General features: G+C 71.4%; 25 protein-coding genes. 10 read left to right on the top strand and 15 right to left on the bottom strand.

Annotation, left to right across the window (positions count from 1 at the left end; translation table 11 throughout):
• Nucleotides 1–161: 161 nt before the first annotated feature.
• The 5 genes from ACWG52_RS35905 to ACWG52_RS35885 all read right to left on the bottom strand — a co-directional run bounded on the left by ACWG52_RS35905 (nt 162) and on the right by ACWG52_RS35885 (nt 3,668).
• Nucleotides 162–428, bottom strand: a complete 267-nt coding sequence (locus tag ACWG52_RS35905) for a metal-sensitive transcriptional regulator (RefSeq protein ID WP_280913761.1) — start codon at nt 426–428, stop codon at nt 162–164.
• A 64-nt stretch (nt 429–492) separates the two neighbouring features.
• Nucleotides 493–1,065 carry a rhodanese-like domain-containing protein gene (locus ACWG52_RS35900; protein WP_326747039.1) on the bottom strand — a complete coding sequence of 191 codons (573 nt, stop codon included), beginning with the start codon at nt 1,063–1,065 and terminating at the stop codon, nt 493–495.
• A gap of 96 nt (nt 1,066–1,161) precedes the next feature.
• A complete protein-coding gene (locus ACWG52_RS35895; protein WP_328792972.1) occupies nt 1,162–1,908 on the bottom strand; it encodes a sulfite exporter TauE/SafE family protein in 747 nt (248 codons plus the stop codon).
• Nucleotides 1,905–2,264, bottom strand: coding sequence for a rhodanese-like domain-containing protein (locus tag ACWG52_RS35890; protein WP_328792971.1), 360 nt, complete (start codon nt 2,262–2,264; stop codon nt 1,905–1,907). Before ACWG52_RS35890 ends, ACWG52_RS35895 begins: the two co-directional genes overlap by 4 nt.
• Before the next feature lie 42 nt (nt 2,265–2,306).
• Nucleotides 2,307–3,668, bottom strand: coding sequence for an MBL fold metallo-hydrolase (locus tag ACWG52_RS35885; protein ID WP_326747042.1), 1,362 nt, complete (start codon nt 3,666–3,668; stop codon nt 2,307–2,309).
• A 157-nt stretch (nt 3,669–3,825) separates the two neighbouring features.
• Between ACWG52_RS35885 and ACWG52_RS35880 the strand changes: the two genes are divergently transcribed.
• Both ACWG52_RS35880 and ACWG52_RS35875 read left to right on the top strand, forming a co-directional pair.
• Complete coding sequence (locus ACWG52_RS35880; protein WP_453127059.1) at nt 3,826–4,221, top strand: DUF302 domain-containing protein; 396 nt, start codon at nt 3,826–3,828, stop codon at nt 4,219–4,221.
• A gap of 470 nt (nt 4,222–4,691) precedes the next feature.
• Entirely contained in the window at nt 4,692–4,886 is a 195-nt protein-coding gene (locus ACWG52_RS35875; protein ID WP_453127057.1) for a hypothetical protein, read from the top strand.
• Nucleotides 4,887–4,931: 45 nt separating this feature from the next.
• Here ACWG52_RS35875 and ACWG52_RS35870 read toward each other — a convergent pair whose 3' ends face one another.
• The 3 genes from ACWG52_RS35870 to ACWG52_RS35860 form a co-directional block, all read right to left on the bottom strand.
• A complete protein-coding gene (locus ACWG52_RS35870; protein ID WP_328792968.1) occupies nt 4,932–5,375 on the bottom strand; it encodes a DUF2267 domain-containing protein in 444 nt (147 codons plus the stop codon).
• A gap of 58 nt (nt 5,376–5,433) precedes the next feature.
• The gene (locus tag ACWG52_RS35865) at nt 5,434–5,829 is read right to left on the bottom strand and encodes a DUF2267 domain-containing protein (RefSeq protein WP_389806756.1); all 396 of its coding nucleotides are present in this window, start codon (nt 5,827–5,829) and stop codon (nt 5,434–5,436) included.
• A 103-nt stretch (nt 5,830–5,932) separates the two neighbouring features.
• Entirely contained in the window at nt 5,933–6,367 is a 435-nt protein-coding gene (locus ACWG52_RS35860; protein WP_453127056.1) for an Hsp20/alpha crystallin family protein, read from the bottom strand.
• 128 nt (nt 6,368–6,495) lie between these two features.
• On the opposite strand from ACWG52_RS35860, the gene ACWG52_RS35855 reads away from it, so the two are divergent.
• The 5 genes from ACWG52_RS35855 to ACWG52_RS35835 all read left to right on the top strand — a co-directional run bounded on the left by ACWG52_RS35855 (nt 6,496) and on the right by ACWG52_RS35835 (nt 11,837).
• Nucleotides 6,496–7,152 (top strand): HSP18 transcriptional regulator, encoded by a 657-nt coding sequence (locus ACWG52_RS35855; protein WP_453127055.1) that lies wholly within the window; start codon nt 6,496–6,498, stop codon nt 7,150–7,152.
• 155 nt (nt 7,153–7,307) lie between these two features.
• Nucleotides 7,308–9,755 (top strand): heavy metal translocating P-type ATPase, encoded by a 2,448-nt coding sequence (locus tag ACWG52_RS35850; RefSeq protein ID WP_389806758.1) that lies wholly within the window; start codon nt 7,308–7,310, stop codon nt 9,753–9,755.
• A 52-nt stretch (nt 9,756–9,807) separates the two neighbouring features.
• Entirely contained in the window at nt 9,808–10,230 is a 423-nt protein-coding gene (locus tag ACWG52_RS35845; protein WP_326747046.1) for a DUF6153 family protein, read from the top strand.
• A gap of 84 nt (nt 10,231–10,314) precedes the next feature.
• Nucleotides 10,315–10,947 carry a DUF305 domain-containing protein gene (locus ACWG52_RS35840; RefSeq protein WP_326747047.1) on the top strand — a complete coding sequence of 211 codons (633 nt, stop codon included), beginning with the start codon at nt 10,315–10,317 and terminating at the stop codon, nt 10,945–10,947.
• Nucleotides 10,948–11,093: 146 nt separating this feature from the next.
• Nucleotides 11,094–11,837: a carbonic anhydrase gene (locus tag ACWG52_RS35835; RefSeq protein WP_453127053.1), complete on the top strand. Its 744-nt coding sequence runs from the start codon at nt 11,094–11,096 to the stop codon at nt 11,835–11,837.
• Nucleotides 11,838–11,903: 66 nt separating this feature from the next.
• Here ACWG52_RS35835 and ACWG52_RS35830 read toward each other — a convergent pair whose 3' ends face one another.
• Entirely contained in the window at nt 11,904–12,128 is a 225-nt protein-coding gene (locus tag ACWG52_RS35830) for a hypothetical protein (RefSeq protein WP_328792963.1), read from the bottom strand.
• 22 nt (nt 12,129–12,150) lie between these two features.
• Here ACWG52_RS35830 and ACWG52_RS35825 point away from each other — a divergent pair, with 22 nt between their 5' ends.
• Genes ACWG52_RS35825 through ACWG52_RS35815 form a run of 3 tightly spaced genes read left to right on the top strand, consistent with a single transcriptional unit; the run spans nt 12,151 to nt 12,952 of the window.
• Nucleotides 12,151–12,597, top strand: coding sequence for an ATP-binding protein (locus ACWG52_RS35825; protein ID WP_390168155.1), 447 nt, complete (start codon nt 12,151–12,153; stop codon nt 12,595–12,597).
• On the top strand, nt 12,594–12,797 hold the full coding sequence (locus tag ACWG52_RS35820; protein ID WP_389806762.1) for a hypothetical protein: 204 nt from the start codon (nt 12,594–12,596) through the stop codon (nt 12,795–12,797). The genes ACWG52_RS35825 and ACWG52_RS35820 overlap by 4 nt, the downstream gene beginning before the upstream one ends.
• On the top strand, nt 12,794–12,952 hold the full coding sequence (locus tag ACWG52_RS35815) for a DUF6126 family protein (RefSeq protein ID WP_158718350.1): 159 nt from the start codon (nt 12,794–12,796) through the stop codon (nt 12,950–12,952). The genes ACWG52_RS35820 and ACWG52_RS35815 overlap by 4 nt, the downstream gene beginning before the upstream one ends.
• Before the next feature lie 145 nt (nt 12,953–13,097).
• On the opposite strand, the gene ACWG52_RS35810 is transcribed toward ACWG52_RS35815, so the two are convergent.
• The 6 genes from ACWG52_RS35810 to ACWG52_RS35785 form a co-directional block, all read right to left on the bottom strand.
• On the bottom strand, nt 13,098–13,433 hold the full coding sequence (locus ACWG52_RS35810; protein ID WP_030648691.1) for an ArsR/SmtB family transcription factor: 336 nt from the start codon (nt 13,431–13,433) through the stop codon (nt 13,098–13,100).
• Nucleotides 13,434–13,608: 175 nt separating this feature from the next.
• Entirely contained in the window at nt 13,609–13,830 is a 222-nt protein-coding gene (locus tag ACWG52_RS35805; protein WP_030648694.1) for an alkylphosphonate utilization protein, read from the bottom strand.
• A 46-nt stretch (nt 13,831–13,876) separates the two neighbouring features.
• Nucleotides 13,877–14,287 (bottom strand): STAS domain-containing protein, encoded by a 411-nt coding sequence (locus ACWG52_RS35800; RefSeq protein ID WP_390137335.1) that lies wholly within the window; start codon nt 14,285–14,287, stop codon nt 13,877–13,879.
• A gap of 16 nt (nt 14,288–14,303) precedes the next feature.
• The gene (locus ACWG52_RS35795; protein ID WP_053613091.1) at nt 14,304–14,708 is read right to left on the bottom strand and encodes an ATP-binding protein; all 405 of its coding nucleotides are present in this window, start codon (nt 14,706–14,708) and stop codon (nt 14,304–14,306) included.
• A 17-nt stretch (nt 14,709–14,725) separates the two neighbouring features.
• Nucleotides 14,726–15,148, bottom strand: a complete 423-nt coding sequence (locus ACWG52_RS35790) for a pyridoxamine 5'-phosphate oxidase family protein (RefSeq protein WP_030648700.1) — start codon at nt 15,146–15,148, stop codon at nt 14,726–14,728.
• Complete coding sequence (locus tag ACWG52_RS35785) at nt 15,145–16,800, bottom strand: SulP family inorganic anion transporter (RefSeq protein ID WP_328793567.1); 1,656 nt, start codon at nt 16,798–16,800, stop codon at nt 15,145–15,147. Before ACWG52_RS35785 ends, ACWG52_RS35790 begins: the two co-directional genes overlap by 4 nt.
• Between the last annotated feature and the right edge of the window lie 53 nt (nt 16,801–16,853).

The following is a 16,853-nucleotide window of genomic DNA, read 5'->3' as shown; positions in this document are numbered from 1 at the left end:
GACCTGCGGGTACAGTGGCCTGGCCCGACGTTTCGGCTACTTCTACGGATCCCCCGTCAAGCACTGTTGACCGTACCTACTGGCACGTTGCGGCATGGCTGGTTCCATTCCGTGGTGCCACGTCGGCCATCGTGAGGATGCCGTTCCGGTGCGGGGGCGGGTCAGGCGAGGGCGAGGAAGAGCTTTTCGAGTTCTTCCTCGGTCATGGGGGCCTGGTTCTCACCGGCGTCGGTCATGCACTGGCGCATGCCGCTGGCCACGATCTTGAAGCCGGCGCGGTCCAAGGCCTTGGAGACCGCCGCGAGCTGAGTGACGACGTCCTTGCAGTCGCGGCCGGCTTCGATCATGGCGATGACGCCGGCCAGCTGGCCTTGGGCGCGGCGCAGTCGGTTGAGGACTGCGTTGACTGCGTCGTCGTCGACCTTCACCGGTGCCTCCTGGGCTGTTGCATTCTCACCCCATGGTACCCCAGGGGGTATCTTCCCCCTGAGGTCAGCGGTAGCGCAGGGCGGCGAGGGTTGCCTCCAGGTCGCCCTGGCGGGGGCGGTTGTGAGGGAGCTTGGCCAGGAGGTCGGCCATGCCGCAGGTGTTGGTGAGGGAGGAGAAGACCAGGCCGCCCGCGACGCCCGCGGAGGCGAGGCGGAAGGCGGGGCGCAGGCGGCCCAGCGCGAGGCCGGTCAGGACGACGGCGCCGGCGCTGAGACGGACCTGGCGTTCCATGCTCCAGGTGGTGCGGGTGGCCCCCTGGGGGTGGTGGAGGGTGTGGCCTCCTGCGGCCCACGCTCCGGTGCCTCCGGCGAGCGTGGCGGTGGTGATGCCGTTGTCGGCAAGGGTGTTGCAGGCGTTCTCGGAGCGGGCGCCGGAGGCGCAGACGACGAGGATGTCGCCGCGGGCGGCGGCCGCGCGAATGTCGGGCAGGGCGCGGGTGAGATGGTCGAGGGGGATGTTGAGGGCGCCCGGGAGGTGGCCGGTGGCGTATTCGCCGGGGGTGCGGACGTCCAAGACGATCAGTTCGTGCAGGCGGCTGCTGGCCTGGTGGGGGTCGAGGGTGCGGGGGTGGGCCATGGTGCGGGTTCCATCCATGTGGGGGTGCCGGCCCGTTCTGCCGAATACCCCTGAGGGTGTCGGTGATGGCGGCCGGGGAGGGGGCGTGTTGCCGGGTCAGCGGATGACGTCGGCGAGCATGAAGGCGGCGACAGCCAGGAGTACGCCCGCGAAGGTCCGCTGGAGTGTGGTTCCGGAGATCTTGGCGGCGAGTCGTTTGCCGTCCCAGGCTCCGAGGATCGCTGCGCCGGTGAAGGGGGCGATGACCGCCCAGTGCAGGGGGGTGTGGGTGCCGGCGCGGGCTGCGAGTGCGGCGAGTGAGTTGACGGTGATGACCAGGAGACTGGTGCCGACCGCCGCGCGCATGCGCAGGCCAAGGGCGCCCACGAGGGCGGGGACGGCGAGGAAGCCCCCGCCGACGCCCAGGAAGCCGGTGATCGTGCCGAGTCCGGCGCCCGCTCCGGCGGCCCGCGCGGGCCGGACGGGCTGGGGCTGCCGGTCGGTGGGAGGGGTTCTGAACATGGCGAGTGCGGCGAGGGCCGCTACGGCGGCGAACGCCGCGGTCAGCACCGCCTCGGGCAGGCGGGCGGCGAGGGTGGCAGCGGCGACGGCGGGCAGGATACCTGCCGCCGCGAAGAAGGCGCCGGTCTTCCACCGGACGTTGCCGGAGGTCGCGTGGGCGTAGAGGGCGGTGGCGGAGGTGGCTGTGACGATGATGAGGGACGCGGTGGTGGCGGCGGCCGGAGTGAAGTCGAGGAGGTAGATCAGGGCGGGCACGGCCAGGACGCTGCCGCCTCCCCCAAGCGCCCCGAGGGCCAGTCCGATGACGGCTCCGGCGGCGAGGGCGAGTACGAGCGTGCTCACGTTATCCGGCCGCTGCTTCCGCGCGCGTCGACGACCGGTAGTCCGGCCGCTGCCCAGGCGTTCATGCCGCCCTTGACGTCGACGGCCTCGATGCCGCGTCCGGTCAGCAGCTTGGCGGCCTGTTGCGAACGGTGCCCGGAGCGGCAGACCACCACCAGGGGCCGCCCTTCGGCGGCAGCGGGCAGGGCGGTGCCGGCCGCGAGGCGGGAGAGCGGGGCGTGCACGGCGTCGGGGGCGTGTCCGGTGTTCCACTCGGCCTGCTCGCGCACGTCGAGGAGTACGACGGCGCCGCCGGTGGTGCGCTGGTGGGCCTGGATCGGGGTGAGGCGGGCGGTGCCGCGTCGAAAGAGGGACATCCGGCTTCCTTCCGGTTCTCGGGGTCGGGGAGAGGTGGTGGTTCAGCTGCCGGCCGTCAGCGGGAGGCCTGCCTCCAGGGCGGCGTCGAAGGAGTCGTCGACGGCGACGACGTCGCGGCCTGCGGCATCCAGCAGGGAGGCCGCGATGGCCGCGCGCATTCCGCCCGCGCAGTGCACCCACACCGTCCCGGCGGGGACGTCGGCCAGGCGCTGGTGCAGGTGGTGGACGGGAATGTGAACGGAGCCTTCGATCCAGCCCTGGGCGCGTTCGGAGTCGCGGCGTACGTCCAGGACCACGTCCGGGCCGGACTCCTGGGCGGCGAGGTCGGCGAAGGTGGCACGGGGGAAGGAACGCGGGGTGTGGCCGGCGGGTATCCAGTCGCCGGGGGTGCCGGTGGCGGCCGCGGCCGGGCGGTCGATGCCGACGCGGACCAGTTCGCGCTGGGCGGCGGCGAGCTGGGCGGGTGATTCGGCGAGGAGGGTGACGGGCTTGCCCCAGGGGATCATCCACGCGAGGTAGGTGGCGATCTTCCCCTCCGCCTCGAAGTTGAACGATCCCGCGACGTGCCCTTCGGCGAAGGCGACCCGGTTACGCAGGTCCACCACCCACTCCCCGGCGGCCAGACGCTCCGCGATGCCCGCCGCGTCGGTCAGGGGCGGTGCGCTCAGGTCCACCGGCCGGGGGCCGGCGGCGTTGGCCGGACCCATGTGGGCGTAGTAGGCGGGTACGTCGTCCAGGCCGGCCAGCAGGGCGGCGACGAACGAGTCGACGTCCTTGACGAGGGCGTCGTTGGCGGACTTCTCCTTGCCGATGGTGGTGGCGTCGCCCTCGGACTGGGAGGAGGAGCAGAAGCTGCCGAAGCCGTGGGTGGGCAGTACGGGCGTCTCGTCGGGGAGCTCGGCGGCCAGGCGGTGGGCGGAGGCGTGCTGGTCCCGGGCCAGCTCTTCGGTCAGCCGGGGTTCCACCAGGTCCGGGCGGCCCACCGAGCCGATCAGCAGCGAACCGCCGGTGAAGACCGCCGCCACCGCCCCTCGGTCTTCCAGGACGTAGGAGGTGTGGTGTGGAGTGTGGCCGGGGGTGGCCAGCGCCCGCAGTGTGATGTCCTCGTCCACGCTCACCGTGTCGCCGTCGGCGACGGGCGTGCGGGCGAAGGAGACACGGGCGGCGACGGGCACCAGGTAGACGGCGCCGGTCAGGCGAGCCAGGTCCAGGCCCCCGGTGACGTAGTCGTTGTGGACGTGGGTCTCCACCACGTGGGAGATCCGCACTCCCCGCGCGGCGGCCGCTGCCAGGACCCGGTCGATGTCGCGGGGCGGGTCGACGGCCACTGCGGTGCGCGCGCCTCCCGCCAGGTAGCTGCGGTTTCCGAGGCTCTCGGTCTCGACGGTGTCGATGAAGAACACGTGGTTGCTCCGTTCGGCTGGGCAATTACCCCCGGGGGTATATTTCGAGCCTAGCACGGGTACCCCCGGGGGTATTTTTACGCCAGGGAGAACCCGTCCGCACGGGGCGCCTGCCCGGCCCCCTCCAGTCCACGCACCCAGCGAAAGGGATGACGCCATGCGCTACGACCGGACCGTCCACTGCAGCACCGACTTCGCCACCACCGTCGCCGCCGTCCGCGACGCCCTGGCCGCGCAGGGTTTCGGCATCCTCACCGAGATCGACGTCACCGCCACCCTGAAGGCCAAGCTCGGCCACGACATGGAGGACTACCTGCTCCTCGGAGCCTGCAACCCGCCCCTCGCCCGTCAGGCTCTGGACGCCGACCGCGCCGTCGGCCTGCTCCTGCCCTGCAACGTCGTCGTCCGTGCCGACGGCGACCGCACCGCCGTCCAGGCACTGGACCCCGGCGTCATGGTCACCCTGACGGGCCTGCCCGCCCTCCAGGACATCGCCGACGAGGCCACCCACCGCCTCGACGCCGCCTTGAACGCCGTCGAATCCGTCGGCTGACCCACACGAGGTCGGTGAGCCGCCGGAGTATCGCTGCCGCGCAGGACCCTCCGGTGGGAGGATCACGGCTTGGGGGGCACAGGGTTTCGAGTTGTTGAGGGGGAAGTCGCGACGGTTCTGGGAGCGGTGGCCGTCACCGGTGCGGCAGGGAACATCGGCTCAGTGGTGCGGCAAGCCCTGCGGCGCGAGGCGGCCAGGGTGCGCCTTCTCGACCGCGTGCCGCTGCACCTGGAGGCGCCGAACGGGAATCGGGCGAGTGGTCCTGGCCAGCAGCAACCGCGTGACCGGCTTACACCCGACGCAGCGCCTCACCGGGCCAGTTCGGGCTGTCCGTCACCTGCCTGCGCATCGGCAGTTGCGAGCAGGCACCCACCGAGCCCCGCCACCTGGCGAGGCGGCTGAGTCCACGCGACACCTTCGGCTACGTCAAAGCCGCGCTCACGGCGCCGGCTTCCACGCGGTTCGCCGCGGTGTACGCCGTCTCTGCCGATGCTCGCCACTTCTGGCAGCTGCCGACGGAAGCGGAGTTGGACCACAACCCCGTCGACGACGCCGGAACCCACGCCGGACACATCCCGGGCGCCGACACCACCGCACCGCACGGGACTCCGCAGGACGGCCCCTACGCAACGCCGGAGTTCACCTGGCGGCACCTGCGGCCTTGAGAGCCGGCCCGGGGTGCAGTCCCGAGCCTTCCCGCAACTACCGCATCACGCTGCGGGCTGCGGCTGGCGCAGTTCCGTCTGGCCGAAGAGGAGTGCGTAGCCGGTGGGGAGTTGGTGGAGGATGCGGGTGAGGAGGTCGGGCCCGGTGAGGCGGGTGACGACGGCGAGTACGGCGCCGGTGTCCCAGCGGGCGACCGCCGGGCTGGTGCCGGCGCGGGCGGCCATGTCCTTGATGAAGCTCCAGCCGGTGAGCCGTTCGGTGGCGGGGATCTGGGCGGTCAGGGCCAGGGCGGCTTCGACGGGCAGGGCCTGGGCGAGGTCGACGCGTTCGTCTCCGACGAGCTGCCGGCCCAGGGCGGCCAGGACGGTGCGGACGGCTTCCTCGGCGCGTTCGCGGGTGGGGTAGGCGCCTTCGTAGCGCACGCGTTCCAGCATCTGCTCGAACGTCATGGCGGGGTGGGCCTGGTGCGGTCGAGGCTGGTCGTACATGGTGCTGCGGTTGCCCTTCTCTTCGAAGGTTCGGTGTCCGGACGGTGGTGTCGGCCGGTCAGGTGGGCTGGGGGTGGCCGAAGAGGAGGTCGTAGCCGGGCGGGAGCTGGAGCAGGACGTCCCGCATGAGGGTGTCTCCGGCTGCGGCGGCCACGGTGGAGAGGACCGCGCCGATGTCCCACAGGGCCGTCGTCTCGGTGGCGCCTTCGATCCAGGCTGCGGTGGCCCGGACGAAGCGTTCGGGGGAGAGCGGCTCCGCGGCCTGCAGGGGGTTGAGGAGGATCAGGGCGTAGGTCTCGGGGAGCCGGGCGGCGAGCTCGGCCCGCACGGTGCCGACCAGGTGGGCGCCCAGCAGGGCGAGGACGACGCGGGCTGCGCGTTCGGCTTCTTCCCGGGTCCGGTACTCGCCGCGTTCCTGGACGTGGTCCAGGAAGGCTTCCCGGCGCATCGACATCTCACGTCACCTCCGGAGGAGGGGTGAAAGGGCAAGGGGTGCGGAGGACGGGGTGCCGGAGGGGGATCGGGTTCCCCGTCCTCCGCCGCTGGTACCGGCCGGATCAGCCGGAGATCTGCTTGCGGCCCGCCTCGCCGCCGATGACGATCTTCCGCGGCTTGGCGCGCTCGGCGATCGGAATCCGCAGGGTCAGGACACCCGCGTCGTAGTCGGCCTCGATGCGCTCGGTGTCGAGCGTGTCGGCCAGCATGATCTGACGGGAGAAGACACCGAGAGGGCGCTCGGAGAGCTCCATCTGCACGCCGTCGGACTTCTCCACGGGCCGGCGCTCGGCCTTCACGGTCAGCATGTTCCGCTCGACGTCGATGTCGATCGCCTCGGTGCTCACACCGGGCAGGTCGAAGGCGATCACGTACGCGTCGCCGTCGCGGTAGGCGTCCATGGGCATGACGGACGGCTTCGACCACGTGCCCGACGTACCCGAAAGCTGCTGGACGATCCGGTCCATCTCGCGGAACGGGTCGGTGCGCATCAACATCGCGAAACACCTCCAGTTGGTTCAGGCAGGAACTGCCAATGCGCTTCAACGTGCTTCCGTTGTAACATGTCATCGAAACGATGACAAGCAAGCAGTCATCTGGAGGATGACAGACCACGGAGACCGCCATGACCGAGGCCGCAGAGCCGACCGCACCCGTCACCTTCCTGGCCGCCGCCGCGGCACTGGAGACCATCAACCAGGCCGTCAAGGACGCGCAGCAAGCTTCCACCAGCACGTCGGCAGCGGCACCGGCCGCGGGCCCGCACCCGGCCCTGGCCGCGCTGCTGATGCTCCGCGAGATCCGCGAGCAGCTCGCCGGCTGGGAAACCGGCCTGATCGAGAACGCCCGCAGCGAGGGCGCCAGCTGGGCCGACCTCGCCGGCCCCCTCGGAGTCGCCAGCCGCCAGGCCGCAGAACGCCGCTACCTCCGGATGCGCCCCGGCAAAGCCGGAAGCACCGGCGAGGAACGCGTCCAGGCCACCCGCGACACCCGGGCCGCCGACCGCAGCGTGGACACCTGGGCCCGCGACAACGCCGCCGACCTGCGCCGCCTCGCCGGCCAGATCACCGCCCTGGCCGGCCTGCCCGCCGGCGCCGAAGGCGCCATCGACGACCTGAACCAGGCCCTCGCCCACAACGACACCGCCCGCCTCGTCCGCCCCCTGGCCGACACCCGGCCCCACCTGCGGCCCGAGGACGCCGCACTCGCCGAACGCATCGACACCCTCACCCGCCACACCGACCAGCTCCGCCGGGACACCCGCGACCAGCGCAGCACGTGATCCGCAATCGATACGGCGCGGCCCCGGCCCGAACCGGTCACCGCCCGCTCTCCGACCGCCTGCCCTGCCCTTGCGCGGCGGTCGCGACGGCCACAGGCTGCTGGTAGGCGCCCTGGCCAAGTGGACCCGCTGTCGGATCGGGGAGGTGAACGGGCATGCGGCACCCGCGGAAGCACGAGCCGCGCGACGGGGGCAAGGAGCGCAGCACGGTGGTCCTGGACGTGCGGGGCATGGTCCGGGCCACTCAGCAGAACACCGTCGCTGCCGTGCTGGGCCGCCGGCCGGGTGTGCTGGACGTCGAGGTGAACGCGGTCGCGCAGTCGGCCACGGTCGTCTTCGACCCCCGCCGGACCTCCTTGGCCGAGCTGCGCGGCTGGGTCACCGAGTGCGGCTACCACTGCGCGGGCCAGTCGGTGCCGTCCCACATCTGCGACCCGATGGAGGAGCCGGATCCGCCCGGAGTGGTGGAAGTGGTGGAAGCGGCCGAAGCCGTACCGTCCGCGCACGCGGGGCACGGGCCGGAGGGCGGACCGTCGCCTGACGAGGAGACGGGCCACGGAGCCCATCGCGGCGGTGCGGGGATGTCGATGGCGGCCATGGTGGCCGACATGCGCAACCGCTTCCTCGTCGCGCTGGTCTTCTCCATTCCGATCGTGGTCTGGTCCCCGATCGGCGAGGAGGTCTTCGGCTGGCACGTGCCCGTGCCGTTCGGGCTCCGTCAGGACGTGTGGGCGCTCCTGCTGAGCCTGCCGGTGGTCTTCTACTCGTGCTCGATCTTCTTCGTCGGCGCCGTCCGGGCCCTGCGCGCCCGGACCCTGGACATGATGGTGCTGGTCGCGGTCGCCATCGGCGCGGGCTGGCTGTACTCCCTGGTCATCACGCTCACGGGCGGCGGAGAGGTCTTCTACGAGGCCGCCACCGTACTGGCGTCCTTCGTGCTGCTCGGCCACTGGTTCGAGATGCGCGCCCGCGGCGGCGCCAACGACGCCGTCCGTGCGCTGCTGGACCTCGCCCCGCCCAAGGCGCTCGTCCTGCGGGACGGGGAAACGGTCGAAGTCGCCACCTCCGAGGTGGTCGTCGGGGACCTGCTGCTCGTCCGCCCAGGGACGAAGATCGCCACGGACGGGGTCGTGGAGGACGGCGAGAGCGAGGTCGACGAGTCGACGGTGACCGGGGAGAGCCTGCCGGTGCACAAAGCACCGGGCTCCGCCGTAGTCGGCGCCACCCTGAACACCAACGGAACCCTCCGAATACGGGCGACCAAAGTGGGCGCCGACACGGCACTGGCCCAGATCGTCAAGCTGGTCCAGGAGGCCCAGAACTCCAAGGCCCCCGGCCAGCGGCTCGCCGACCGGGCCGCGTTCTGGCTGGTCTTCGTCGCCCTCGTCGGCGGAGGACTCACCCTCGCCGTCTGGCTCCTGGCCACCGACCGGCCCTTCAGCAGCGCGATGCTGTTCGCGATCACCGTGGTCGTCATCACCTGCCCGGACGCTCTCGGCCTGGCCACTCCCACCGCGATCATGGTCGGCACCGGGCTGGGAGCCAAGCGAGGGGTCCTGTTCAAGAACGCGATGGCCCTGGAGGCGTCCGCCGGCATCCAGACCGTGGTCATGGACAAGACCGGCACCCTCACCAAGGGCGAACCGGAGGTCACCGAGGTGATCACCGCACCCGGCAGTGACGGATACGAGGTCCTGCGCCTGGTCGCGGCGGTCGAGCGGGAATCCGAGCACCCGCTGGCCGAGGCGGTCGTGCGCCACGCAGAATCGCGGGGCGTGGAGCAGGTGCGGGCCCGGCGGTTCGAGAACGTGCCCGGTCACGGGGCGACCGCCGTGGTGGACGGCCACCGGGTCGCCGTGGGCAACCTCCGGCTGGCCGAACGCGAGGGCGTGTTCCTCGGTCCGCTCGCCGCCCGGCGGGACGAGCTGGCAGCCACCGGCCGTACCGTCGTCATCGCCGCCGTCGACGGCCTGGCCGCCGCCCTGATCGCCATCGCCGACGCGCCGCGGGAGACCTCCGCGTCCGCCGTACGCGAACTCCACGCGCTCGGCGTCGAGGTCGTCATGCTCACCGGCGACAACCGGGCCACCGCCGAGCGGATCGCGCAGCAGTTGGGCATCGACACCGTCATCGCCGAGGTCCTGCCCGGCGACAAGGCAGCCACGATCGCAGAGCTCCAGCGCGGCGGCCGCAAGGTCGCCATGGTCGGCGACGGAGTCAACGACGCCCCCGCCCTCGCCCAGGCCGACCTCGGCATCGCCATCGGCGCAGGCACCGACGTCGCCATCGAGACCGCCGACCTCGTCCTGATGCGCTCCGACCCTCTCGACGTCCCCACCGCCCTGCGTATCGGCCGGGGCACCGTGCGCAAGATGCGCCAGAACCTCGGCTGGGCCATCGGCTACAACGCCATCGCCCTGCCCATCGCCGCCGGCGTCTTCGAGCCCGCCACGGGCCTCATCCTCCGCCCCGAGATCGCCGCCCTGTCCATGTCCGGATCCAGCGTCATCGTCGCCGTCAACGCCCTCGCCCTCAAGCGCCTCCACCTGCCCCGTTCGACCCCTCCGGCCGCAGCCGACGCAGACGATCGCCAGGTCGGTTAGCCGAGCCCATGACGTGCTGCGCCCGGCGCGGGGGCGCCCTACGGTGGGAAATGTGACCCGCCACGAGCCCCGCACGCAGCCGCAGTCCCGGCCGGTCCCGCGGCTCGGATCGCTGCTCGTCCTTGCTCTCCTGATCGGGTTGCTCGGGATGCACGGCCTCGACACCTCCGCTGCGCTGCCGGCGACGGGCGTGACGGTGCACGTGTCCCACCACGCGGCAGCCACCGGCCCGCTGTATCCGTGCGACCACGAGCAGCGCGGCCCGGTCCGAGACGCAGGTCATGCGGACCAGATGTGTGCTTCCCCGGCCCTGCCCGGTGTCCCCGGCGTCGCCGCGCCGGATATCACGCCTCTCAGCAGCATGCCCGGCAGCCTCGTGTTTGCCCAGCCTGCACCGTCGCTCGCACTGGTCCATCAGCGCGCCGGAGGGCGGGCACCTCCCTCGCTCGCCGGTCTCCAGGTCCTGCGGACGTAGGAACTCCTCCCGTGGCACGCGCCCGAGCACGTCGGCCACGGAGAGCCAGCCCCTCCCGCATCCGAATCACTGGAGCTCAGCGACATGAACACGAACCGATCCCTGCCGCGCCGGGTTGCCCTGGCGGCCACCGCGGTCGCCGCCGGACTGGTCCTTGCCGCGTGCGGCGGCGACAACACCACGAACACGGCCGGCACCGCTCCGGTCACCGCGACCGCCCCGGCGCCGTCGGAGGCCGACCGGCACAACGAGGCGGACGTCGCCTTCGCGCAGGGGATGATCCCTCACCACCGCCAAGCCATCCTGATGTCCGACATGGTCGCCGCCCACGGCGCATCCCCCGATGTCAGGGCACTCGCAGAAAAGATCAAGAAGGCGCAGGCCCCGGAGATCGAGACCATGACCGGCTGGCTCAAGACATGGGGCGAGAAGGTCCCCACCGGCGTCAGCATGGACGGCATGGGCCACGGCGACGACTCCGGCATGCCCGGGATGATGGACGACCAGGACATGGATCGGCTGGGCAAGGCCAGGGGCAACGCCTTCGACACCATGTTCCTGACCATGATGATCGACCACCACGAAGGCGCCATTGCCATGGCCAACACGGAGAAGCAGCAGGGCGTCTACGGCCCCGCCAAGGCCTTGGCCGACGACATCATCGCCTCCCAGACAGCCGAGATCACCCTGATGCGCGGCATGCTCAAGACCGGCTGACATCGGCAGGGCGGCGCCCTCGCCCGGCCGCCCCGACAGAACTCGGCCCTGCCCCGGAAACGCGCACCTCCAGCGCGGGCCAAATCTTGCTCAAGGCCGGCCTCTGCCCGATGTCCGACAAGGGCCGGCACCTACTTTGTCCAGACATGAGTGTCGATCGTGACTGCGAATCCGAGGTGGTCCTCGCGCGGCGCCGAATGGTGCGTGCGGGGTTGAGCGGGGCCCTGGCGTTAGGGGTCGGGCCGGCGTTCGGGCCGTCAGCAGCCTCAGGCGCACGGGCCGGGGAGGCAGCTGTCCGCAGGCCGCGGCCTGCCGGGCCCCGGCAGGCGTGGGGCGAGCTGGAGGCGGGAAACCGGCGCTGGCGGACGTTCCACGAGAGCCATCCGGACCGCGCCGGGCATGTGCGCCGGGCGCTGGTGGGCGGGCAGCATCCGTTCGCCGTGGTGCTCGGGTGGGTGGACTCTCGGGTGCCGCCGGAGTTGGTCTTCGACCAGGGGCTGGGCGATCTGCCGACCGTGCGGTCGGCGGGCGAAGTCCTGGACGAGGCAGTCCTGGGCAGCATCGCCTACGGCGTGCTGGAACTGGGTGTCCCGCTGATCGTCGTCCTGGGGCATCAAGGGTGCGGGGCGGTCGCTGCGGCCGTGCACGCCGAGGCCGGCGGTGAGCTCCCGGCGCACATCCGCTACCTGGCGCACCGGATCCGGCCGGCGATCGACCACCGGCTTCGGGGCGACGCCCGGATCGACGCGGCGGTCGCCGAGAACGTCCGCCGGGTCCGGGCGCGCCTTGCCGCCGAGCCGGATCTCGCCACCCGGGTCGCCGACGGTTGCCTGGCCGTAGTCGGTGCCCGCTACGAGCTGACCAGCCAGTTGGTGCGCAAGGTGCCCTGATCAGCCTGGGCCGGTGAACTTCCCAACGGACCCGCACCAGCTAGACTTGCAGAGTTATGCAATTTACTAGTTCTGGATATGGTGGACGGGGGTCGCGGTGTGGCCGGGTTCGAGGAAGCGGCGCTGGAACGGGTCCGCGTGGCGCGGGCTCGTCTCCAGGCTGCACAGGAAGCTGACGATGCCTTCGAGGAGGCGCAGGCCGCGGAGGAGTTGGAGGACGCCTTGCGCGTGGCCCACGATCACGGCGTGGCCACCGACGCAGGAGACGGCCGGTGAACCGGACAGCAGCACCGGCGCATCCGAGGCGTCGGTGATGGCCCGGCACCCCAGCGGCCGGCCTGCCGTCGAGGTGCTCAAGCACGTGTGGACGGTGCCGCTGGTGCCGGGTTCCGTGCGGGCCGCGCGCGAGCGCAGCGAACGGTCCCTCGTCTCCTTCGGGCTTGAGAGCTCCAGCGCCCTCTTCGGCGCCGTGCTCCTGGTGGTCAGCGAACTGGTGACCAACGCCGTCCGGCACGCTCAGGACTCCACGGATGCGGAGGTGACTCTCCACATGGCCGAGCACCTGCTCGTGGTCTCGGTCGAGGACCTGGACCCGCGCCCGATAACGCTGGCCGACGCCGGCCAGACCTCCGGGCAGGGGCTGCGCACGGTGGCTGACCTGGCGCGCGCGTTCGGCGGCGACATCCGTATCCAGCCTTCCTCCGGCGGGCACGGCAAAACGGTGGTCGTCCGCTTCATCCTGCCGGAAGGCACACCATGACCAGCAGGAACCAAAGGGCCGTACAGCTGTACAAGATCACCTACCTCGGAACCGGCCCTGAGTCGGAGGTTCGCACGGTCGAGGCCGGCGAAGTCGCGGCCGCCATCGAGTACGCCGGCGAACACGGCATGCAGGTCCGCATCCGCCCGTGCCGCCACCCGGTCGAGAAGCCGAGCACGAAGGAGGAAGGTGCGTCATGACGGACAACCTGCCCGAGAAGGACACGGCGACGGAGCACGAGAAGTGGAAGGAGAAGGGCGTTGCGATGCGGGCCTTCTTCTACATCTTCGGCACGCACGTGTTCGCCGGGTTCATCTGGTTGCTGTTCTACTTGGGGCAGCACGCCCAGAAGTGAGGGGGACCGAAGTGGGCCCGAACGCCTGCGGCGCGGTTCGGCATATGAGGGAGCGGCCGTCTTCCGGTGTCAGAAGCACGTTGAACCCGCACTGACGGAAGACGGCCGCGTACGTGGGGCGCGGTCCCCGCAGGGCCGGCACCTTTCAGGCGTGGCGGCTGGCCTTGAGGTCGGCCAGTAGTTCGGCCTGGCCCTCCAGAACGCCGGAGAGGATGCTTCGGGCGACCCGCAGGAGATCGACGATCTCGGGGTCGGTGAGCGCGTAGTACACGCTCGAGCCCTCCCGGCGGGTCACCACCAGGTTGGACTTGCGCAGCACGGCCAGCTGCTGGGAGAGGCTCGCGGCCTCCACCCCGACCTCGGGCAGCATCTCGGCGACCGCGTGCTCGCGCTCGGCCAGGAGTTCCAGGACGCGGATGCGGACCGGGTGCCCCAGCGTTTTGAAGAACTCCGCCTTCAGCTGGTACAGCGGTGTACTCACCTGGGTACCCCTGTCGTGACTGCCCATCTCATCCACCCGGAACCGTTCCTTCGTAGAGGCATCCGTTCGCCCCTCTTCACACCTTGCGACCTCCACAATTGCAGATCCTTGCAACTCGTGGACCCGGCGGGGCACCGTCGTGACGTTCGGCACGCCGGGGCGGGGCCTTCGTCGGTCAGGCCTTCTTGAGGAACTCGGTCTTCAGGACCAGGCCCTTGACCTTCTTGGTGTTGCACTCGACCTCGCCGGGGCGAGAGGTGAGGCGGATGTTCTTGACCAGGGTGCCGCGCTTGAGGGTCTCGGAGGTGCCCTTGACCTTCAGGTCCTTGGTCAGAGTGACCGAGTCCCCGTCCTCCAGGACGGTGCCGTTGGAGTCCTTGAAGATGATGTCGCTCATGGCGGTGGTGTCCTTCGTCGCTGTTCGTGTGGATGGTGGTGCTGTCTCAGGCGAGGGCGGGTGACTCGGGAGAGTGCGAGGTGGGCCAGTCGTCGGTGGTCCACTGCTTGACCGTGCCCGGGGCACCGTGGGCGGCCAGGGCGCCGGCGAGGTCGCAGTGGACGGGCATGGGCGGGCAGGTCGCGTCGGGGACGAGCGAGCCGTCCGCGGGGATCGCGGCGAGCTCGAGCCGGCGTCCACTCTCGGCGAGGCGGCGGGCGGCCTGGGCGACGGCGATCTGTCCGCCGGCCGACCAACCCAGCAGACCAGTCAGGTCCAGGATGACCGGTCCGGTGCCCCGGGCGAGCGCCCAGCCGATCGCTCCGGTGAACCGGTCGGTGGCGTCCGCGCCGAGATACCCGGCCAGGGACAGCACGCCCAGGTCCTGGCGAGTGGTGTAGCGCCATTCGATCGTCATCGTCAGCTCCTCGGCTTTACAGGGGAAGGGTGATCCAGATGGCCTTGCCACGCCCGTCCGTATCCGCCCGTACGACGGCGGTGCCGCCGAGCTCCATCGTCATCTCCACCACCATCGCCAGGCCGCTGCCCGGGGCGGTGGCGAGCGCCCCGAACAGGGCGGGGTGGTAGGGGTGGCGGTCGTGGACGGCGAACGCGAATCCTCCCGGCCCGTGCGCGTAGGTGACCGTGATCATCGGGGACGTCACGGCGGCATGACGGACCGCGTTGGTCACCAGCTCGGCCACGATCAGCAGCGCCGGCCCGACGCTCGGATGGCGAAGGCCCACCCCGCACTCCACCAGGACGAGCTCCGTGGTCTCGCGGGCGATGCGGACGGCGGCCCCCATGGCCGGCACGTCCAGCACGTGCCGGTAGGGCATCGCCTCGACCTGGACGGTCACCGGCCCACCCCGTTCACGGTGCGGGCCAGGCGGAACCCGGACACGGACTGCGGGTGCAGGCGCAGCAGGGTGTCATGGGGGCCGTGGGCCCAGCCGGGCAGGGTGCGCCGGTAGTGGGCGGCCTCGTCTGGGTCGGCGATGACATCGGCCGGGCCGTGGGCGCTGACCGTCCAGCCGGTGCCGGCTGGGCTGCGGATCTCGTCGACCTGGTAGGTCAGCAGCGCCCGGCCGGGGATGGTGGCGGCTTGTACGGGGGCCCGGACGACGAGGCGTCCGTACTCCATCACGTGTGTGGCGGGGCGGACGACGGCCACCTCCCGCTGGATGTAGACGAGTCGGCCTTGGGCGGAGCCCTCGAGGAGCCAGAGAGCCTCGGTGCCGGAGACCTCGATCATGCGGAGGTCGGCGGGGACGGTCATCGTGCGGCCTTCCGGATGCGGTGCGGTCGGTGGTGCGTACGGGGCAGCAGTCCTGCCCGCTCCAAGTGCTTGCGGGCGCCGGCGATCGCCTCGGGGGTGGTGGCGTACTCACGGCCCTCCAGGCGCAGCAGGTCCAGGGCGCCGACGGCGTCCAGGGCCTGGCGCTGGCCGGGCCGGATACCGGAGGTCATGACGGCGATGCCGCGCCGGTTCAGCTTCTCGACCGCGTCTTTCAGGACGAGGGCGCCGGTGGCGTCCAGGGTGGTCACCCTCGCCATGCGCAGGATCACCACCTTCACGTCGGAGACCTCGGAGAGTTCGAGGAGGAAGCGGTGGGCGCCGGCGAAGAAGAGCGGTCCGTCGATGCGGTAGGCCACGATGTACTCGGCGAGCAGGGCGTGTTCCTCGTCGCTGTGCTCGCCAGGCAGGTCCGGGCGGAAGTCGACCTGCTCCATCCGGGCCTGGTTCGCCACCGCCTTCAAGGCGAGGGCTCCCGCGACGACGAGGCCGATGATCACCGCGTACACGAGGTCGAGAACCAGGGTGGCCGCGGCGGTCAGGACGAGCACGACGGCATCCGAGCGGGTCGCCTTCGCCATCGCGCGCAGCGATCCGACCTCGACCATGCGGATCGCCGTCGCCAGAAGCACGCCGGCCAGCGCGGCGAGAGGGATCTTCGACACCAAGGGGGCGGCGGCGAACACGATCACCGCGAGCACCGCGGCGTGGGTGAGCGCGGCCAGCCGGGAGGAGGCGCCGGTGCGGACGTTGACCGCCGTGCGGGCGATCGCGGCGGTGGCCGGCACACCGCCGAACAGCGGGGCCGCGAGGTTGGCGATGCCCTGCCCGAACAGTTCCTTGTCCGGATCGTGCTTCTGCCCCACCGTCATCCCGTCCGCCACGGTCGCCGACAGCAGGGACTCCAGCGCGGCGAGCGCCGCGACCGCGACCGCCGGGGCCAGCAGCGAGCCGAACTCGGAAGCCTTGAGGAAGGCCAGGGACGGAGCGGGGAGCCCGGAGGGAAGGTCACCGATCGGGGCCGCCTCGTCAAGACGGAAGACCTGCGCGATCACGGTCGCGGCGATGACCGCGACGATCGAGAAGGGGACCGTCGGCTTCCACCTCGCCCCGGCCAGCATCACTGCCGCGACACCCACCGAGAGGCCGATCGCCGTCCAGTTCGGGAAGGCCACGAACTCCACGAGCGCCCGCCACGCCACGAGCAGGACCTTCTCGCCCTCCGGCTTCTCGACGCCGAGCGCGTTGGGTATCTGCTGGAGGCCGATCACGCACGCGATCCCCAGGGTGAAGCCCTCCACCACCGGCGCCGGCACGTACCGCATGTACTGTCCGGCCCGCAGCAAGGCGAGACCGATCAGGAGCACGCCGGCCATCACGCCAACGGTCAGGACACCGCCGGGCCCGTACTGGGCAACGATCGGCACCAGGACCACGGTCATCGCACCGGTCGGTCCGGACACCTGGATGTTCGACCCGCCGAACAAGGCTGCGAGCGCGCCCGCGACCACAGCGGTGGCCAGTCCCGCCTCCGCGCCCAGACCGGAGGAGACCCCGAACCCTAGCGCGAGGGGAAGGGCGACGATCGCCACCGTGAGCCCGGCCAGCAGGTCCCGGCGGGGGCTGCGGGCCATGACGGCCCAGTCGGCCCGGGCGGGCAGAACGCAGCGGACCCGGCCGAGCACGG

The sequence above is a fragment of the Streptomyces sp. CLCI03 genome (assembly GCF_053615355.1).
This window is presented reverse-complemented; position numbering and strand designations above follow the sequence as displayed.

Bases quoted from the DNA above. Each gene is read 5' to 3' on its own strand.
- ACWG52_RS35900 (WP_326747039.1), bottom strand. From the start codon at position 1,065: ATGGCCCACCCCCGCACCCTCGACCCCCACCAGGCCAGCAGCCGCCTG.
- ACWG52_RS35890 (WP_328792971.1), bottom strand. From the start codon at position 2,264: ATGTCCCTCTTTCGACGCGGCACCGCCCGCCTCACCCCGATCCAGGCC.
- ACWG52_RS35880 (WP_453127059.1), top strand. From the start codon at position 3,826: ATGCGCTACGACCGGACCGTCCACTGCAGCACCGACTTCGCCACCACC.
- ACWG52_RS35870 (WP_328792968.1), bottom strand. From the start codon at position 5,375: ATGTACGACCAGCCTCGACCGCACCAGGCCCACCCCGCCATGACGTTC.
- ACWG52_RS35865 (WP_389806756.1), bottom strand. From the start codon at position 5,829: ATGTCGATGCGCCGGGAAGCCTTCCTGGACCACGTCCAGGAACGCGGC.
- ACWG52_RS35860 (WP_453127056.1), bottom strand. From the start codon at position 6,367: ATGTTGATGCGCACCGACCCGTTCCGCGAGATGGACCGGATCGTCCAG.
- ACWG52_RS35855 (WP_453127055.1), top strand. From the start codon at position 6,496: ATGACCGAGGCCGCAGAGCCGACCGCACCCGTCACCTTCCTGGCCGCC.
- ACWG52_RS35850 (WP_389806758.1), top strand. From the start codon at position 7,308: ATGCGGCACCCGCGGAAGCACGAGCCGCGCGACGGGGGCAAGGAGCGC.
- ACWG52_RS35840 (WP_326747047.1), top strand. From the start codon at position 10,315: ATGAACACGAACCGATCCCTGCCGCGCCGGGTTGCCCTGGCGGCCACC.
- ACWG52_RS35835 (WP_453127053.1), top strand. From the start codon at position 11,094: ATGAGTGTCGATCGTGACTGCGAATCCGAGGTGGTCCTCGCGCGGCGC.
- ACWG52_RS35825 (WP_390168155.1), top strand. From the start codon at position 12,151: ATGGCCCGGCACCCCAGCGGCCGGCCTGCCGTCGAGGTGCTCAAGCAC.
- ACWG52_RS35820 (WP_389806762.1), top strand. From the start codon at position 12,594: ATGACCAGCAGGAACCAAAGGGCCGTACAGCTGTACAAGATCACCTAC.
- ACWG52_RS35815 (WP_158718350.1), top strand. From the start codon at position 12,794: ATGACGGACAACCTGCCCGAGAAGGACACGGCGACGGAGCACGAGAAG.
- ACWG52_RS35805 (WP_030648694.1), bottom strand. From the start codon at position 13,830: ATGAGCGACATCATCTTCAAGGACTCCAACGGCACCGTCCTGGAGGAC.
- ACWG52_RS35800 (WP_390137335.1), bottom strand. From the start codon at position 14,287: ATGACGATCGAATGGCGCTACACCACTCGCCAGGACCTGGGCGTGCTG.
- ACWG52_RS35795 (WP_053613091.1), bottom strand. From the start codon at position 14,708: ATGCCCTACCGGCACGTGCTGGACGTGCCGGCCATGGGGGCCGCCGTC.
- ACWG52_RS35790 (WP_030648700.1), bottom strand. From the start codon at position 15,148: ATGACCGTCCCCGCCGACCTCCGCATGATCGAGGTCTCCGGCACCGAG.
- ACWG52_RS35785 (WP_328793567.1), bottom strand. From the start codon at position 16,800: ATGGCCCGCAGCCCCCGCCGGGACCTGCTGGCCGGGCTCACGGTGGCG.